The sequence below is a fragment of the Alteribacillus sp. HJP-4 genome (assembly GCF_042139015.1).
GTDB lineage: Bacteria > Bacillota > Bacilli > Bacillales > Marinococcaceae > JBHIKY01.
In genome coordinates, this window is sequence record NZ_JBHIKY010000008.1 from 1 (window position 1) to 17,498 (window position 17,498).

Sequence of the window (17,498 nt, forward strand, 5' to 3'; positions counted from 1 at the left end):
CTGCCCACTTCACTTCATTTGAATATACGTTTTTGCCCATGCAAAAACACCTCCGAATTAGTACTTTGTTTAAGTGTACCATTCCGAAGGTGTTTTATAGTGTCTCGTTAATTTAGGTTAGTCTACTCCCCCTATCGGGGCAGGACCGGCTTTTATTCTTTAGTATACAGAGTCTTTAAACTGATCAAAGTTTTCAAGCTTTTCTTTTATCCGTGCTAAAAATCTACCGCATATAAGCCCATCAAGAACCCGATGGTCAAGGGAAAGACACAAATTAACCATACTTCGGACAGCCAGCATATCTCCTTGCATTACAACCGGTTTTTTTACAATAGACTCAACAGACAGGATAGCAGCCTGAGGGTAATTAATGATAGGTACAGATTGAACAGATCCGAATGAGCCGGTATTATTTATAGTAAAGGTTCCTTTTTTCATGTCTTCACCGCTTAATTTTCCGTTCCTTGCTTTCTCAGCCAGTCTGTTTACTTCCTTCGCAATACCTTTTATGCTTTTTTCATCGGCATGTGGGATTACTGGTACATACAGGGCATTATCTGCAGATACTGCTATTGATACGTTGATGTCCTTTTTTTGTAATATGTGGTCCCCGCCCCAGACAGAATTTATTTCTGGAAATTCCTGCAGAGATTCGACGACTGCTTTGATAAAGAATGGAAAGAAGGTAATTGGAAAACCTTCTCTTCTTTTAAATTCCTGTTTTATCTGATTCCGGTATGCCACAAGATTAGTCACATCAACCTCTACCATTGTCCAAGCGTGCGGTATTTCCTGTGAACTCTGCTGCATCTTTGAAGCAATTGCTTTTCGAACTCCGCTCAATGGTACTTTTGCATCACCGGCATTAGATGATATGTGAGGATGTTTTTCATTGTCGGTATCCCCTGGTTCTGCTGAACTTCCTGCAGAAGAGACTTCATTATTAATGATGGATTCTAAATCCTTACGGGTAATTCTTCCACCTCGTCCGCTTCCTGTTACTGCAGTAAGATCTATATTATTATCCTGTGCCATTCTTAAGACAGCAGGAGAATACCTGTGTTTTAAAGATTCAGCTGCTGTGTTTTCCTCAGGTGATGCTATTTCACTAGAATCTGTAGGCTCTGTTTTCGGTGCATCGTCCTTGTCGATCTTACGCTTTTGAGTATCTGCTTCTGTTTCAATATAGCAGATTAAACTGCCAACCTGGACGGTTTCATCTTCTTTCACCATTAATTCTTTAATTGTTCCGGCTGCGGAGCAAGGCACTTCAGCGTTCACTTTATCTGTCATTACTTCCGCAATCGGATCATATTTATTCACTTTATCTCCCGGCTTAACAAGCCACTTTGTAATGGTACCTTCGGTTACACTTTCCCCAAGCTGCGGCATTTTGATTTCTTCTGTCATGACCTGTGCTGCCTCCTTAAAACTCCGCTAAGTCGCGGATCGCTTTTTCTACTTTATCCGGATTAATCATAAAATACTTTTCCATCGTAGGAGCATAAGGCATCGCGGGAACGTCCGGACCTGCAAGCCGCTGAATAGGTGCATCAAGATCAAATAAACATTTTTCTGAAATAATAGCAGCTACTTCACTCATAATACTTCCTTCTTTATTTGCTTCTGTCAAAAGAAGAACCTTCCCGGTTTTAGAAGCAGCTTTCGTAATTGCAGCAGCATCGAGCGGATAAACGGTACGAAGATCTAGAATATGAACCGAAATTCCTTCCTTCTCTAGTTTTTCCGCTGCCTGCAGTGCAAAATGCACACACAGCCCATAGGTTATAACTGTTACGTCGCTTCCTTCTTTTTTTATATCTGCTTTTCCAATTGGAAGAGTATAATCATCCGTGGGAACCTCACCTTTAATTAGCCGGTACGCACGCTTGTGTTCAAAAAATAACACGGGATCATTCGAGCGGATAGAAGCTTTTAATAGTCCTTTGACATCATAAGGAGTTGAAGGCATAACGATTTTCAGACCAGGTACATTTGCAAATAACGCTTCAACAGACTGTGAATGATATAAAGCACCATGCACTCCACCGCCGTAAGGCGCTCTTATAGTAATCGGACAATCCCAGTCATTGTTAGAGCGATATCGGATTTTCGCAGCTTCAGAAATAATTTGATTAACTGCAGGCATAATAAAATCCGCAAACTGCATTTCCGCTACAGGCCTCATTCCATACATGGCTGCCCCGATTCCAACGCCGGCAATAGCTGATTCAGCAAGCGGCGTATCGAGTACTCTCGCTTCCCCAAATTCTTGATAAAGCCCGTCTGTTGCCCGAAATACACCTCCCCGTGTTCCAACGTCTTCTCCGAGGATAAATACTTTGTCATCTCTTTTCATTTCTTCTTGAAGTGCAGTTGTAATGGCTTGAATATAGTTAATTATCGGCATTAATTTTCACCGCCTGACTCTTCGTAAACAAATCTTAGCGCAGATTCCGGATCTGCATACGGAGCTTCTTCTCCAATTTCAGTGGCCTCATCAATCAGCTTACGAATTTTTTCATTCATATTTTCTGCTATTTTATCAGTTAATACGTCTGCCTCTCTTAGGTATGTGGCAAAGGTATAGATTGCATCCTTTTTTTTCGCTTCCTCGACTTCCTCCTTCTCCCGGTAAGATCGATCATCATCATCGCTCGAGTGAGGAGTGAACCGGTAGGAAACAGTTTCGATCAGGGTAGGGCCTTTACCACTGCGTGCGCGTTCGGCCGCATTTTTGACAGCTTCATATACCGCAAGTGGATCATTTCCGTCCACTGTAATTCCAGGCATACCATAGCCTGCTGCCCGGTCTGATACTTTTTCACATCCCAGCTGCTTTTCGACCGGAACAGAAATAGCATATTTATTATTTTCACACATAAAAATTACCGGCAGGTTGTGAACTCCTGCAAAATTAAGGCCTTCATGAAAATCCCCTTGATTGGAAGAGCCCTCTCCAAAGGTAACCAGCGCTACAAAATTTTTTTTCTCCATTTTTCCGGCAAGTGCGATTCCTACTGCATGTGGAACTTGTGTTGTTACTGGCGAGGAACCAGTGACAATCCGGTTCTTTTTTTGACCGAAGTGACCCGGCATTTGACGGCCTCCTGAATTAGGATCATCCGCTTTTGCATAACCAGCCAGCATAATATCTGTCGCTGTCATGCCAAATGTAAGGACAATGCCTAAATCCCGATAGTACGGCAGCACATAATCCTGTTTTTTGTCAAGTGCCATTGCGGCACCTACTTGAGCCGCTTCCTGACCCTGGCAGGATATTACAAAAGGGATTTTTCCCGCCCTGTTTAACAGCCACATTCTTTCATCAATTTTTCGTGCAAAGAGCATTGTTTCATACATCGTCAACGCTTCGTTATCTGACAAACCAAGCTCTTTGTGCTTTACCTGACTCAAAGTAACGACCTCCTTATTACGAGTGGATAGCTTTCCCATCAACAGCCAATGCAGCTTCTCCAAAAATTTCAGACAGGCTTGGGTGAGGATGAATTGTTTCTGCGATTTCAAAGGAAGCCGCATCAACGAGCTTCGCGAGTGCTGTTTCAGATATTAGTTCCGTCACATGCGGTCCGATCATGTGAACCCCTAGTAAATCATCATTATTTTTGTCTGCAATTAACTTGACAAAACCGTCCTCATCACCTGCTACCAGCGCTTTGCCGATGGCCTGAAAAGAGAATGTTCCAGTTTTAAATTCAAATCCTTGTTCCCTCGCCTGCTTTTCTGTAATTCCGATACTTGCTGCTTCGGGTCTGCTGTAAATGCAGCGTGGAACCATTGAATAATCTAAAGGGGAAGGTTTTTGATTTAATAGATGCTCTACAGCTATTATTCCTTCTCGGGATGCCGCATGAGCAAGCTGCATTCCACCAATCACATCTCCGACTGCGTAAATATGGGATTCCTTTGTTTGAAAAAATTCATTCACAGAAATCTGATTTTCGACTGTTTCAATATCCGTATTATCTAGCCCGATATCTTTAATATTCGCTTTTCTTCCAACGGAAACCAGGACCTTTTCCGCTTCAAAGACCGCTTCTTCATTATTATGTGCAGCAAAAATGGTGACTTTATTTTGCTTCTTTGTTCTTTCCGGCTTTACGTCAGCACTGCATACCACTGTCACTCCACGCTTCTCTAATTGCTCTTTCATTGCTGAAGAGACTGCTGCATCCTCACTTGGTAAAATCCGTTCTGCATATTCAAGAACCGTAACTTGAACACCAAAGTCGGAAAACATCGAAGCCCATTCGATTCCAATCACTCCGCCTCCTATAATAATAATGGAAGAAGGCAGACTTTCTATATCAAGAGCATCGTCTGATGTCATTATCTGTTTTCCATCTGGTTCTAATCCGGGAAGATGGGCCGGGCGTGAGCCTGTGGCAATGATGACGTTCTTCGGAACAAGCATTTCATTCTCTGTGCCATCACTCATTTCCACTGATATAGTACCTGGAGTCGGAGAAAAAATTGATGGGCCAAGAATTCTGCCATGTCCCTCAAAAATATCTATTTTTCCTTTTTTCATCAGCTGACGCACGCCTTGATAAAGTTTATTGACAATTTTATTTTTTCTCTCCTGCACTTTATCAAAATGCAGCTCCGGGTCTGCAGCAGTGATACCATATGATTCACAATTTTTAATTTGAGCAAATACCTCCGCACTTCTCAGCAGAGCTTTACTTGGTATACACCCTTTATGTAAACATGTGCCGCCCACTTTGCTTTTTTCGACAACTGCTGTTTTTAATCCTGCCTGAGCTGCACGGATAGCAGCTACATAGCCGCCGGTGCCTGCTCCTAAAACTATTAAGTCATATTCCTCTGCCATTTCTAGTCCCCCTGACTGCATAATATCCCTCTGTGGCCTTCATGGTTTGGCACGAGGAAATTACAATACCTTGATTTTATCGTAATATCAAGGACTTTGCTGAGAATTTCCTTTACATATCAGCTTTTCCTGCTTAAAATATGATGTTCATCCCTTAAAAATTGTTTTCTGGACCGCTTCATCTTTTCAATTCTTTCTTCTGCAAGCCGGTCAGCTGCCCTGTAGGTTGGAATTTTATCGCGTTTTGCAATTTCTATCACTTTGGCAATATTGTCATATACACCTTCTACTTTTTTCATCGCTCTGTCGCGGTTATATCCATATAATTCGTCGGCCACATTGATTACTCCTCCAGCGTTAATTACGTAATCTGGAGCGTAGACAATACCATACTCATACAACATATCGCCATGTTTATTTTCTTTAAGCTGATTGTTAGCTGCACCAGCTATAACTTTTGCCTGCAGTTGAGGAATCGTTTCATCATTTATAATTGCCCCCAAAGCACAGGGACTGAAAATATCACATTTTACCTGATAAATGTCGGACGGATCAACAGATAGCGCTTGGAAATCATTGACTGCCCTCATTACGGAGTCTTTATGAATATCGGTCACTATCAGAGATGCTCCTTCTTCATTTAAATGTCTGCATAAATTATACGATACGTTGCCGACTCCTTGTACAGCAACTGTCTTTCCACCGAGATCATCTGTACCAAAAGCTTCTTTTGCTGCGGCTTTCATTCCTACATATACTCCGTATGCGGTGACAGGAGAAGGATTGCCGCTAGAGCCAAATGCTGGGGAAATACCTGTAACAAAATCGGTTTCTTCATGAACAATATCCATATCCTCTTCGGTCGTACCTACATCCTCAGCAGTGATGTAGCGCCCTGCCAGTCCTTGAATGTATCTGCCAAAGGCGCGGAACATTTCCTCATTTTTATCTTTCCGGGGATCTCCAATAATAACTGTTTTTCCACCGCCGAGATTCAGACCAGCTGCTGCATTTTTATACGTCATTCCTTTTGCAAGACGTAATACATCCTCAAAAGCCTCTTCCTCAGATTGATACTTCCACATACGAGTCCCCCCCAGGGCAGGCCCGAGGGTTGTATCATGAATAGCAATAATGGCTTTTAAACCCGAGGTCCGGTCCTGGCAGAGCACGACCTGTTCATAATCATACATTTCCATTTCATTAAATAACTCCACTGCTGTGATCCCCCTTCTATTTCTGCTTTATCTATACAAATATTATGCAAGGAGCATGCCAACTTATTTTTGCAAGCTGCACGAGAAGTTTAACCAATTCTTATATGAAAATTATTGCACACCCTGAAATTTATTGCATGCCATTTTTTGCAATATGATGACGTTCCATCTTATAGTATAGACTACGAAGGGATATGTTAAGCTGATCAGCAGTTTTAGTCTTATTAAATTCATTTTCCTGCAGCTTTTCGATAATTAATTTTTTCTCAAAACTATCTAATTTCTGCTGGAGTGTAAATTGTTCAGCACCCCACTCTGTCCGGGGGGACACTGCTGTTGAAACTTTTTTATACCGATTATGTAATTCAGGAAGATGAGCTGCCTGAATGACGTTTTCTGTATTGCTCATTGAAATAACAGCTCGTCCAAGTAAATTTTCGAGTTCCCTCACATTACCCGGCCAATCATAGCCGTGCAGCACTTGGATGGTCTCTTTGGATATTGCCGTAATATTCCTACCATAATCTCTGTTTATTCGAGTGATCAAATGGGTACAGAGCGGCTCAATATCCTCGATCCTGTCTCTCAGCGGTGGAATTTGAATCGGCATACGGTTTAGACGGTAATATAAATCTTCTCTGAATTTATTTTCCTGTAATGCTTTTTCAAGATTCACATTAGTAGCCGCGATCACTCTTACATCTACCTGGCAAGAGCGCGTCCCCCCTACTTTTATAAATTCCCCTTCCTGAAGAACTCGAAGCAGTTTTACTTGAGTAGATGCTGGTATCTCTCCAATCTCATCCAATAAAATACTGCCTTTATCAGCTTCCTCAAAAAAACCCTTCTTCCCACCATGCCTGGCTCCCGAAAAAGCACCTTCTTCATAGCCGAATAATTCGCTTTCTAATAACGTTTCTGGAATCGCAGCGCAATTTACTCGGATAAATGGATGAAATTTACGATTACTTTCATTATGAATTGCATGTGCAAACAATTCCTTGCCTGTACCGGATTCACCCCTTAATAATACTGTGACAGGCACATTTGCACTACGCTCAGCCTGTTCTTTTACCAGTGTCATTTCTCTGGAACTTCCGATAATATCATCAAAGCTGTATTTTGCTTCTAACGTCCTGATTAACTGTTTAGCTCGTTTCAGCTCTTCCGTGAGAGTTCTTATCTCTGAAACATCATGTATGACCCCCACACTGCCTTTTATATCGCCATCGACAATTACCGGAGCTACATTGACAAGCACATCTTTCTTATTCGGCCCAACTTTTAATCTCACGCCGCGCACTGGCTTTTTCGTATTTAAAACCTTCATATGCATACTTTCACCTTCTGAAATATCAGTATGGGCGGGCTTTCCAATAACCTCCATCGCCGGCAGTCCGGTCAGCCTGGTATATGCAGGGTTTATCATCATACCTAAACCATCTTCATCCACAACTGAAATAGCCTCTTCTGAAGAATTAATTATCGCCTCGAGCATCTGACGTATGCTTTTTAAACTTGTCACTTCCTCAGCTATCTTTTCTATATCTGTAACGTCTTTAAACACTGCAAGAGCACCGATGCATTTATCTCTATGCCACAAGGGCAGCCTGGTAGTTACAATTGTATTTCCATTTGTAAAGGTGAGTTTTTGATTCTCTTCTTCTTTTTTTCTTTGAAGAACCCTCAAAAGTCCGCTTTCCGGCAGTACTCTTTCGAGACGAGAGTCAAGGGCCAACTCCTGCGATATACCTGTTAAATTTGATGCTTTTCGATTAAATAAGACAATTAAACCATCTTTATTAATCGCGATCATTCCTTCATGAATAGCATCAAGAATAGTGCTGTGTATTCGGTGCTGAATTATTAATTCCTTCATCAGCCGGTATTTATATCTCAATAGTGTGACACCCTTCCTTTGGAGCAGACTTTGGACATCCATCTCTATATAGAGTACAATACAAATGACATGATCAACAGTTCATTTTAGGAGAGATTTTTTCATGCGCACAATAGCTCTGCTCATACTTGTTATTCCTGGTTTTTTTGCTGCGTTGGGGATTAAACTTATGAGAGATATGCTTTTTCAAATTCTTCAGCCGCCCTTCCCTTTTTTATGGCTCCAATTTGTAACAGGACTATTGCTGCTTATATTTGGGATCTGGTTTATCTCCGGATTTGTTCTTTACAGGGATAGAAAAAACAATAAAACCGGAGTGCGGTCGACTAAATTTTAGATAACACTATATCACCTAATAAATTGGAAAGAATGGTAACAGTCGATGCATTTATAAACTGTTGCCTTTTTTCTTTTCCCTTCGCGCGGAGGGAAACTTCCGGGAAGCATATATTCATTATTTATTTTAATTATTTGCTAATAATTCACGGAGAAGGTTTATATCCGGCTTATCTATAAGCTTTTTAGTTGTATGTATTTCCTCTTCAAGTTTTGAGAGTGTATTCTGCGTCTTTTCTAAAATTTCATTATCAAAAAATTGTTCCCAAATATCTTTTTTTAAACTTTTTAAGTGATCTTTTTCTGTTTCAAGTCTGAGTATGTGATGCTGTATTAAAAGTTTTTCGTCCATGTCATTTACTGAATTTAGTTTAGAATATAAAGTTTCAAGTTCTTTATAGTCCGGTACCTCCATACTAATTGCTGATCTGAATCGATCATAAAACCTTAGGTCTTCCATTATTTCTACCTGTAAATCGGTTCTTTCAACTTTATCAATATACTTAAGATTGGTTTCACGGAAATATTTTTCATTATATTTTATTTGATATGATTCTTCTTCAGTTAAATCTTTAAATTCCTTTAATAAAAAATCTCTATTCGATTCAGCTAACAACATCCCATTTACAGCATTAGTTAACTCTTCTTCCAGACTAATCAAAGCCGGCAATTGATCAATTGTCCTATTAAACTTATCCCGTAAGAGGTCATCTTCGAGCTGCCTATCCATCTGTTTTTTAACATTTTTAACTTGTGAACTTGCAATAAAATAAGCTACTGCAGCGCTAATTAGACTACCTGAATAACTTCCCCAAAAATTTAACCACGTATTTCCATTTCCAAATGCAAATCTAGAAGTTCCACTAAACAGAACAAAATTAAGGATAATTGGAAATATTAAGGCAAGTAAAGTTCCGGTAAGAAAAATTTTATTATGTTTTACCCATTTCTTCAATTAAGGTCACCCTTTTCCAATGTACGTTTTATTTGAATATCAGTGAAAGGCATTGGCGGGATAAAAATTGGTATAGAATTCGCACTTACGGTGGTGGACTTGAAGGAGCTCACAACCAGGGCACAAAATAAATCCAAGATTTCACATGGTTATTTTATTTTTTTAAGATAACATTTCATAAAATTTCATAAGAAACGCTTCCGACTATCATTATGATAAGCGGAAGCGTTTTTGTACTCTTCAAAAGCAGTTATTCCCCAATCTCAAATTAATCGACGCCTTTTCAGACTTTACGTTTGTATATTGCTATACCTTGTAACACCATATTGTTATTACTTTCAACTGACCTTGTGCTCCAGTCGGAGCTTATCAGCAACCATTGCAATAAATTCGCTGTTTGTAGGCTTCGCTTTTGAAACATTGATGGTGTAGCTGAACATTTTCGAAATTGAATCAAAATTTCCTCTGCTCCAGGCAACCTCAATTGCATGCCTGATTGCCCTTTCTACTCTGCTTGAGGTTGTATTGAATTTCTTTGCGATGTCAGGATATAAAACCTTTGTAATCGATCCTAACAATTCAATGTCGTTATATACCATTGAAATTGCTTCCCTTAAATACATATAGCCTTTTATATGAGCTGGTACTCCGATCTCATGAATAATATTAGTAATGCTCTGGTCAAGATTTATTTCAGCAGGTTTTGTCTCTTTATAGGATGAGTAGGCAGGCTGAAATACAGAACGTTCATTTCCACTTACTTCCCTAATGTTGGAAATAAGCGTTTCCATATCAAATGGCTTGAGGACATAATACGATGCTCCCAGGTTTACAGCTTTTTTTGTTACATCTTCCTGCCCAAAAGCTGTCAGCATGATTATCTTGGGGCGCTTTTCTTTCTGACCTGAATTAATTTTCTCTAAAACAGCGAGACCGTCCAAATGAGGCATAATAATATCAAGCACGAGTACATCCGGATTCTTCTAATCAACGACCTTTAAGCATTCCTGGCCATTATAAGCGTAACCTGTTGCTTCCATATCATCCTGAGCCCCTATATATTCAGTTAGCAGCCCTACTAATTCACGATTATCATCTGCCACACACACTTTAATTTTATCCACTATATTGTTCCTCCTCATGGTAAAGTACCCAAAGTCTATATATTCATTTCGACATGCAGATGAAATTCCCTTTATAATTTAAAAAAATGGTAAAAATAAATTTAAACCTCTAAAATCCTTTCAATATCTATAGGATACGACTTTATTCGACGTTTGACAAAACTCATTTTGTGTGTTTTTGTCGAAAAATATTTATATATATATTTTGTATCCATATTATCACAGTTGACATGACAAAAAAATGCCGCTCGGCATTTTTTTGATAACTGAATGAATTTTAAAAGTCCATATCGAACAGAAGATACGACAAGTCCTGTGCGTCGCGGTACAAGCTATACGTATGATTACTCCTCTACACGAAGAGAGGTTAATCATCTTTTATTTAATTAGGCAGCTTGCTGACGAGGAGGCTTAGAACAAGCCCGCGGTTATATATTCAAAATAGCAATTATGAAATGGATTCAACTGTATATTGGTTTTACTATCCAGCAGGTTTCAAATTATTTACGTTACTACTGTTCGTTTCATTAAGCATCCATTCTATATGACAGGCATATCCTGTCGTCGAATCATTAACAAATACATGAGTCACCGCACCTATAATTTTGCCATTTTGGATAATTGGGCTTCCGCTCATTCCCTGTATTATCCCCCCGGTTCTGTTTAGTAAATCTGGATCTGTCACTTTAATGACCATTCCTTTTGAAGCTGGATACAGCTGCGGAATCGTTTGGACAACTTCTATGTCAAACTCTTCTACCTCCTGGCCTTCCACCACTGTACGCATCTTCGCCGGGCCTTTTTTTACTTCATTTGATTTAGATATTGGCAGAGCTTGTTTTGATAAAACTTCTTCCCCTGTCCAGTTTCCAAAAATACCAAATGGACTGTTTTTAGTTACATTGCCAAGTAACTTATCCTTCGATTTTAAGACAGCCTGCTTTTCCCCCGGGTGCCCGTTGCTGCCTCTTTCAATAGCATTAACGGAGGAACTGACAATTTGTCCTTCCTTAATAGCAATTGGTTTCTTAGTGTCTGAATCACTAATAACATGGCCGAGAGCACCATATTTTTTTGTTTGTGGGTCTACAAAGGTAAGAGTGCCTACTCCCGTGGCTGCATTTCTAATGTAAGCTCCAATCACACTGCCTTCATCGTTTTCATACGCTTTTATTTTTTTTGTCAGTAACTCATTTCCGCGCTTTATTCTGGTGGTGAGAGTTTCTCCAGATTTAGCTGCCTGCAGTCTTGATACTACATCGTCAAGAGAATTCATGCTGATACCATCTATTTCTAAAATGATATCCCCTGCTTTTAAGCCGGCTTCTTCAGCTGGGGAAACTCTCCCATTTTCAGTAATGATCTCATGAAATCCAACGATAATTACCCCTTTTGACTGTAATGTGACTCCAATCGATTCTCCCCCAGGGATCACTTGACGTCTTTCTTCTGAATGAATTTTAATACTCTTTTCTGGAAACCCCGCTGTCTTTACAGCAGCGTAAGTTTCGTCTACCGCAGTAACCTCTGCATTGTCCTTAAGCCCCGACTGCAGTACTTCTTTTTTCTGCATCGGTGTCAATGCTTCATCTATTGCGATTTCGTCTGGAATCGCTAAAAATTGCTGTACATTCTGTTGAGTTAAAAAAACTGTGAGAAGGCACAGCAAGAATATTCCGATCCAGGTATTCCCCCTTTTCATATGGTTTCCTCCCCCGCAATTATTTCTGTGATATCCATAATGTTGCCTCTTCTTTTATTATTTATAAGCGGGAAACAATAGAAAAAGCTGGCTTTGTATGCAGCCAGCTTCAATGTGATCCTGTTTTTATCTTTTTTGCCATTGTCAAAAGCTCCATGGCATTCTCTTTTGTTAGTTCTGTTACCTCCACACCAGAGATCATTCGAGCGATTTCATCGGCTTTTTGTTTTTGGGTAAGCGGGTCCACGGAGGTAATAACCCTTCCGCTATTTTCCGTTTTTTTTATAAAAAGATGCTGATCCGCCATCGCAGCTACTTGTGGAAGGTGGGATATACACAATACCTGAGAACCCTTTGATACAAAGTGTATTTTTTCAGCAATTGCCTGGGCGACTCTGCCGCTGACGCCGGTGTCAATTTCATCAAAGATCAATGAAGTGACATGTTGAAAACCAGATAATATGGTCTTCATGGCAAGCATAATTCTTGATATTTCCCCGCCGGAAGCTACTTTCACTAACGGCTTTACAGGTTCGCCTGCATTTGTTGCCATCAAAAATTCGACTTTGTCCTTGCCGTTTTCATTAAAAATAAATCGATGTTGTTCATATTCGTATGAATAACCTTTTGATGGCTGCTGAAGAGCAATTTCCATTTTAGCTTTTTCCATATAAAGTGCCTGCAGCTCCAACTGAACGCTGCTCGTCAATTCTTCTGCAGCCTGTTTTCGAATGTCAGTTAATGTCTCTGCCTCTGCGAGCATATCCATTGCCGTTATTTCAAGTTCCTTTTCATACTCTGCAATTCGTTCGTCTTTGTTTGAAAGCGATTCTGCTTCTTCTCCAACCGAAGCAGCAAATTCTAATATTTCTGCGACACTCTGCCCATATTTTCTTTTCAGCTGATTAATTTCATCAAGTCGCTTCTCTACTTCATGGAGACGCTCTGGTTCAAACGAAAGAGAATCAATCTGTTCTCTTAAAGAAAATGCCGCTTCTTCAAGCATATAGTAAGAGGAATGAACGGCTTCTGAAATATCAATTAATTCTTCATCAATGGCGGCGGCTTCCTCCATGTTTGCCATAGCCAGACCGTTCCAATCAAGGGCCTTCCCCTCACCGTATAAATTTTCATAAGCCTGGGTTAATTTATTAAAAAGCTTTTCTGTGTTCGCCAGGATATACCTTTCCTTTTCAAGATGTTCGTCTTCTTCAGGCACGAGCTGAGCTTTTTCAATTTCCTGCAGTTGATATTGCATAAAATCAAGTCTGCTGGCCATCTCCTGATCATTTTCCTTAAGCTTTCTTAGTTGATTATGGATCGATATAAATTTTTTATACCTTCCTTTATAATCCAGTAAAGAATCCTGAAGGTTTTTACCGGCAAACCTGTCAAGCATGGGCAGATGCTTTTCAGGCTGCATTAATTCCTGATGTTCATGCTGTCCGTGTATGTCGACAAGCGACTGGCCGATCTCTCTTAGGATAGCAAGAGTAACGAGTTTTCCGTTTATTCTGCAGATGCTTTTTCCTTGATTGGTTATGTCTCTTCGCAGAACAATCATATTCTCATCCGTATCAATACCCGCTTCTTCCAATTTAAAATTTGCCGGATGCTGCGGTTCGATAATGAATAAACCTTCAATTTCTGCCCGCTTTTCACCATGCCGGACAAATTCAACGGACCCTCGTCCGCCGATGAGTAAACCAATTGCATCGATAATAATCGACTTTCCGGCTCCTGTTTCTCCAGTCAGCACGGTTAGTCCCTCACCGAAGGGGACTGTTAATTGGTCGATGATGGCAAAATTCTTTATGGAAAGTTCTTCGAGCATGCTACCACCTCGGAAATGTTAATTTCATTACAGCATATCTAAAAACCGATCTACCACTTCAGATGTTTTATCCTTTTCTCTGCAGATAATTAATATTGTATCATCGCCGCAGATAGTTCCTAATATTTCCTCCCAGTCAAGATTGTCAATTAATACTGCTACAGCATTAGCATTTCCGGGAAGCATTTTCATGACTATCAGGTTGTCTGCCTGATCAACTCCCACAAAGCTGTCGACAAGCGCTCTTTTCAGCTTTTGCATTGGATTAAAACGCTGGTCTGCAGGAAGGCTGTATTTATATCTTCCATCAATCATCGGCACTTTAACCAGGTGTAATTCTTTAATATCTCTTGATACTGTAGCCTGGGTGACGTTAAATCCAGCTTTTTTGAGCCGGTCTACAAGCTCATCCTGTGTTTCTATTTCATCGTTTGTAATAAGGTCTCTGATTTTTATATGTCGCTGTCCTTTATTCATAAATAATCCTCCTTTACTGTCCAAAAAACTAACTGTATCATACCTAATATTTTATATTTATACAAACTCATGAGTAAAAGAAAGTAATTGTGGAATAATAAAGGAGGGAAAAAGCAGGCTGTGCCTGCTTTTCTTATTTAAGATTATTTGAACTGATGTGTGGCCTTCATCACCACTTCCTGGATTATTACCGGGGAGCAGGGAGAGGTTGTGGATTGGTTTTTGGAGATATGCAATAAAAACTCGACGTTTCCATCCCCGCCGGTTATAGGCGAGTAGTCCAGCCCTGTCACAGCAAAACCGGTCGAATGTGCAAAATCACATATATTAGTTATCACTTCTTCATGTACAGCTGTGTCTCGAACGATTCCTTTTTTTCCAACTTTATCACGGCCCGCTTCAAACTGCGGCTTTATGAGAAGGCAGGCTTCTCCATCATCGCTTAGTATTTGATAAAGTGGCGGGAGCATTAATTTTAATGAAATAAAAGAAACATCGACTACAGCGAACTCCGGTTCTCCTTCAGTAAAATCTTCAGGAGATGCATAACGGAAGTTCATTCTTTCTTTTACAATTACCTGCGGATGTACTCTTAATGACCACGCGAGCTGGTTATAGCCTACATCCACGGCGTAGACCCTCGCAGCACCGTGTTGAATCGCACAGTCAGTAAATCCCCCGGTAGAAGCACCGATATCAAGTACTATCTTATTACTACACCTAAGATTAAATACTTGGATAGCTTTTTCAAGCTTTAAACCACCTCTGCTCACATACGGCATCACTTCACCCTTAATCCGCAGTACAGCATCTGTTTTCACTTTCATGCCCGGTTTATCCGCACATTCGTCATCTGCAAAGACTACTCCTGCCATAATTGAACGTTTTGCTTTTTCTCGTGTTTCAAAAAAACCTTTTTGGACAAGCAGAACATCAAGTCTTTCTTTTTTCATTGTAATTACGCCCTTTTGACTCTTCCCGGAATAAGTGATGTTAATCTATCGGCAACTCCTGAAGGTGTAAGGCCTATTTCTTCATACAGCTCAGGAACACTTCCGTGCTCAATATAACGGTCAGGAATACCCATCCGCTCCACGGTCATATGGTGGCAGCCATTATCATGAAAATGCTCTAAAACTGCGCTGCCGAAACTGCCTTTTAAGGACGCTTCCTCAAGAGTTAATATTGGTCTGTTTTCATCCTGAAGCTCCGAGAGCAATCCTTCATCCAGCGGTTTGGCAGATCTTGCATTTACAATGCGTACGTGGATATTCTTTTCTGCCATCAATTCGGCAGCCTGCTCTGCGACAGGAAGCATTGTTCCAAACGTTAATATCGTAGCTTCACTGCCATCCCGGACTATTTCCCATTTCCCGATCTCCATTTTTTTCAATTCATCGTCCATTTCAATACCATAACCGTTTCCGCGCGGATACCGGACGGCAATTGGGCCGGCATCATAACTGACAGCTGTAAACAGCATGTGCTGCAGCTCGTTTTCATCTTTTGGCATAAGTATCTTCATATTAGGAAGATGCCTTAAATAAGCGATATCAAACACACCCTGGTGTGTCTCGCCATCTGCTCCGACCAGGCCGGCTCTGTCAACTGCAAATACAACATTTAGGTTTTGTCTGCAAATATCATGAACGAGCTGGTCATAGCCGCGCTGCAAAAAGGTCGAATAGACAGCAAAAACCGGCTTCATTCCCTGAGTGGCTAACCCCCCGGCCATAGTGGTGGCATGCTGTTCAGCGATTCCTACATCAAACATGCGTTCAGGGAATTTCTTAGCGAACTGATCTAATTTCGTACCGCCGGTCATTGCAGCTGTAATAGCCACAATCCGGTCATCGTTTTCGGCAATTCGTTCAAGCGTGGAGCTGAATACTCCACTGTAACTTGGCGGGCCGGGCTTCTTCACAACTTCACCTGATTCGATTTTATATGGACCGAGTCCATGCCACGTCCCTTTTGCATCATTTTCTGCAGGAGCGTATCCTTTTCCTTTTTTAGTGAGAACATGGACAATTACCGGTCCTTTTGTGTTTCGGGCATATTTAATATTTGAGAGTAGATCATCCAGATCATGACCATCTACCGGACCGAGGTAAGTAAATCCCATTTCCTCGAAGAACATCCCTGAAACGAGCATATATTTCAGACTGTCTTTCACTCTTTCAGCAGTAGCAGCAAGCCTGCCGCCAAAAGCAGGGATTTTCTTTATTAAATATTCCAGATCATCTTTTGCTTTTTGATATTTTCCGGCCGTTCGCAGTCTTCCAAGGATACTGTGCAGAGCACCAACATTTGGAGCGATTGACATTTCATTATCGTTAAGAATAATTGTCAAATCCGTCTGTTCATGCCCGATATGGTTGAGTGCCTCAAGCGCCATACCGCCTGTCAGGGCGCCGTCTCCAATTATAGCCGCTATCTTATCATCTGTTTTTTTGAAATCTCTTGCCAGTGCCATTCCCATTGCAGCAGAAAGAGAGGTAGAACTGTGACCTGTTTCCCAGACATCATGGTCACTTTCATCCCTCTTAGGAAAACCGCATAGACCTTTGTATTTCCGCAGGGTATCAAATTGCCCTGCCCGTCCGGTCAAAATCTTATGCACATAACTTTGATGGCCAACATCCCATACTAATTTATCTCCGGGTGTGTCATACAAAGAGTGCAGCGCGAGAGTCAACTCAACAACTCCTAAATTCGGGCCGAGATGGCCACCGGTTACCGAAAGCTTCTGAACCAGGAAGTTTCGAATATCCTGAGCGAGTTCTTCTAACTCCTTCTGGTTATAAGTTTTTACAAAACCTGGGTCCTTTATCGTTGTAAGATCCATGAAATGAACCCCCACTTTCCATCATTTTAAGCATTCATACAGACTTTACTGCAAAAGTTGTGCCTATTGAAAAAATAGCCGCTAACACCAGCGTGATAACGGCAAAGGATTTATAATATTTCTTTTATATCATTATTTGTCGTAATTTGAAACGTTTTCACCTTATGTATATCACCGATATGGTGATTATAAACATAAACTGAAAGTAAGACCTGACACTTCTTAGTATATCAGAAAGGTATTTACAAGC

The 17,498-nt window shown here is 40.7% G+C and carries 13 protein-coding genes and 1 pseudogene; 1 reads left to right on the forward strand and 13 read right to left on the reverse strand.

Translation table 11 applies throughout. From position 1 onward, the window contains the following. Window positions 1–159: 159 nt before the first annotated feature. From ACE4RR_RS09050 to ACE4RR_RS09075, 6 genes are all read right to left on the reverse strand, one after another. Window positions 160–1,410 carry a dihydrolipoamide acetyltransferase family protein gene (locus ACE4RR_RS09050; protein WP_375535100.1) on the reverse strand — a complete coding sequence of 417 codons (1,251 nt, stop codon included), beginning with the start codon at window positions 1,408–1,410 and terminating at the stop codon, window positions 160–162. Between the two features lie 16 nt (window positions 1,411–1,426). Continuing rightward, entirely contained in the window at window positions 1,427–2,410 is a 984-nt protein-coding gene (locus tag ACE4RR_RS09055; RefSeq protein ID WP_375535101.1) for an alpha-ketoacid dehydrogenase subunit beta, read from the reverse strand. Further along, on the reverse strand, window positions 2,410–3,363 hold the full coding sequence (locus ACE4RR_RS09060) for a thiamine pyrophosphate-dependent dehydrogenase E1 component subunit alpha (protein WP_375535303.1): 954 nt from the start codon (window positions 3,361–3,363) through the stop codon (window positions 2,410–2,412). The genes ACE4RR_RS09055 and ACE4RR_RS09060 overlap by 1 nt, the downstream gene beginning before the upstream one ends. A 70-nt stretch (window positions 3,364–3,433) precedes the next feature. Beyond that, the gene (gene lpdA / locus ACE4RR_RS09065; RefSeq protein WP_375535102.1) at window positions 3,434–4,855 is read right to left on the reverse strand and encodes a dihydrolipoyl dehydrogenase; all 1,422 of its coding nucleotides are present in this window, start codon (window positions 4,853–4,855) and stop codon (window positions 3,434–3,436) included. Between the two features lie 119 nt (window positions 4,856–4,974). After that, window positions 4,975–6,072: a branched-chain amino acid dehydrogenase gene (bcd, locus tag ACE4RR_RS09070; protein WP_375535103.1), complete on the reverse strand. Its 1,098-nt coding sequence runs from the start codon at window positions 6,070–6,072 to the stop codon at window positions 4,975–4,977. 130 nt (window positions 6,073–6,202) lie between these two features. Continuing rightward, window positions 6,203–7,972, reverse strand: coding sequence for a sigma 54-interacting transcriptional regulator (locus ACE4RR_RS09075; RefSeq protein WP_375535104.1), 1,770 nt, complete (start codon window positions 7,970–7,972; stop codon window positions 6,203–6,205). Between the two features lie 103 nt (window positions 7,973–8,075). Here ACE4RR_RS09075 and ACE4RR_RS09080 point away from each other — a divergent pair, with 103 nt between their 5' ends. Beyond that, window positions 8,076–8,309 carry a DUF2627 domain-containing protein gene (locus ACE4RR_RS09080; RefSeq protein WP_375535105.1) on the forward strand — a complete coding sequence of 78 codons (234 nt, stop codon included), beginning with the start codon at window positions 8,076–8,078 and terminating at the stop codon, window positions 8,307–8,309. Between the two features lie 126 nt (window positions 8,310–8,435). Here ACE4RR_RS09080 and ACE4RR_RS09085 read toward each other — a convergent pair whose 3' ends face one another. The 7 genes and pseudogenes from ACE4RR_RS09085 to dxs form a co-directional block, all read right to left on the reverse strand. Continuing rightward, on the reverse strand, window positions 8,436–9,263 hold the full coding sequence (locus tag ACE4RR_RS09085) for a hypothetical protein (RefSeq protein ID WP_375535106.1): 828 nt from the start codon (window positions 9,261–9,263) through the stop codon (window positions 8,436–8,438). A 338-nt stretch (window positions 9,264–9,601) separates the two neighbouring features. Next, window positions 9,602–10,387, reverse strand: a pseudogene (gene spo0A / locus ACE4RR_RS09090) (sporulation transcription factor Spo0A). A gap of 481 nt (window positions 10,388–10,868) precedes the next feature. After that, on the reverse strand, window positions 10,869–12,089 hold the full coding sequence (gene spoIVB / locus ACE4RR_RS09095; RefSeq protein ID WP_375535107.1) for a SpoIVB peptidase: 1,221 nt from the start codon (window positions 12,087–12,089) through the stop codon (window positions 10,869–10,871). A gap of 109 nt (window positions 12,090–12,198) precedes the next feature. Then, window positions 12,199–13,923 (reverse strand): DNA repair protein RecN, encoded by a 1,725-nt coding sequence (recN, locus tag ACE4RR_RS09100; RefSeq protein WP_375535108.1) that lies wholly within the window; start codon window positions 13,921–13,923, stop codon window positions 12,199–12,201. 27 nt (window positions 13,924–13,950) lie between these two features. Then, a complete protein-coding gene (ahrC, locus tag ACE4RR_RS09105; RefSeq protein WP_375535109.1) occupies window positions 13,951–14,400 on the reverse strand; it encodes a transcriptional regulator AhrC/ArgR in 450 nt (149 codons plus the stop codon). A gap of 143 nt (window positions 14,401–14,543) precedes the next feature. Continuing rightward, window positions 14,544–15,359: a TlyA family RNA methyltransferase gene (locus ACE4RR_RS09110; RefSeq protein ID WP_375535304.1), complete on the reverse strand. Its 816-nt coding sequence runs from the start codon at window positions 15,357–15,359 to the stop codon at window positions 14,544–14,546. Next, window positions 15,359–17,248: a 1-deoxy-D-xylulose-5-phosphate synthase gene (gene dxs / locus ACE4RR_RS09115; protein WP_375535110.1), complete on the reverse strand. Its 1,890-nt coding sequence runs from the start codon at window positions 17,246–17,248 to the stop codon at window positions 15,359–15,361. Before dxs ends, ACE4RR_RS09110 begins: the two co-directional genes overlap by 1 nt. Window positions 17,249–17,498 lie beyond the last annotated feature (250 nt).

Coding starts and splice junctions, on each gene's coding strand:
- ACE4RR_RS09050 (WP_375535100.1), bottom strand. CDS start 1,410: ATGACAGAAGAAATCAAAATGCCGCAGCTTGGGGAAAGTGTAACCGAA.
- ACE4RR_RS09055 (WP_375535101.1), bottom strand. CDS start 2,410: ATGCCGATAATTAACTATATTCAAGCCATTACAACTGCACTTCAAGAA.
- ACE4RR_RS09060 (WP_375535303.1), bottom strand. CDS start 3,363: ATGTATGAAACAATGCTCTTTGCACGAAAAATTGATGAAAGAATGTGG.
- lpdA (WP_375535102.1), bottom strand. CDS start 4,855: ATGGCAGAGGAATATGACTTAATAGTTTTAGGAGCAGGCACCGGCGGC.
- ACE4RR_RS09080 (WP_375535105.1), top strand. CDS start 8,076: ATGCGCACAATAGCTCTGCTCATACTTGTTATTCCTGGTTTTTTTGCT.
- spoIVB (WP_375535107.1), bottom strand. CDS start 12,089: ATGAAAAGGGGGAATACCTGGATCGGAATATTCTTGCTGTGCCTTCTC.
- recN (WP_375535108.1), bottom strand. CDS start 13,923: ATGCTCGAAGAACTTTCCATAAAGAATTTTGCCATCATCGACCAATTA.
- ahrC (WP_375535109.1), bottom strand. CDS start 14,400: ATGAATAAAGGACAGCGACATATAAAAATCAGAGACCTTATTACAAAC.
- dxs (WP_375535110.1), bottom strand. CDS start 17,248: ATGGATCTTACAACGATAAAGGACCCAGGTTTTGTAAAAACTTATAAC.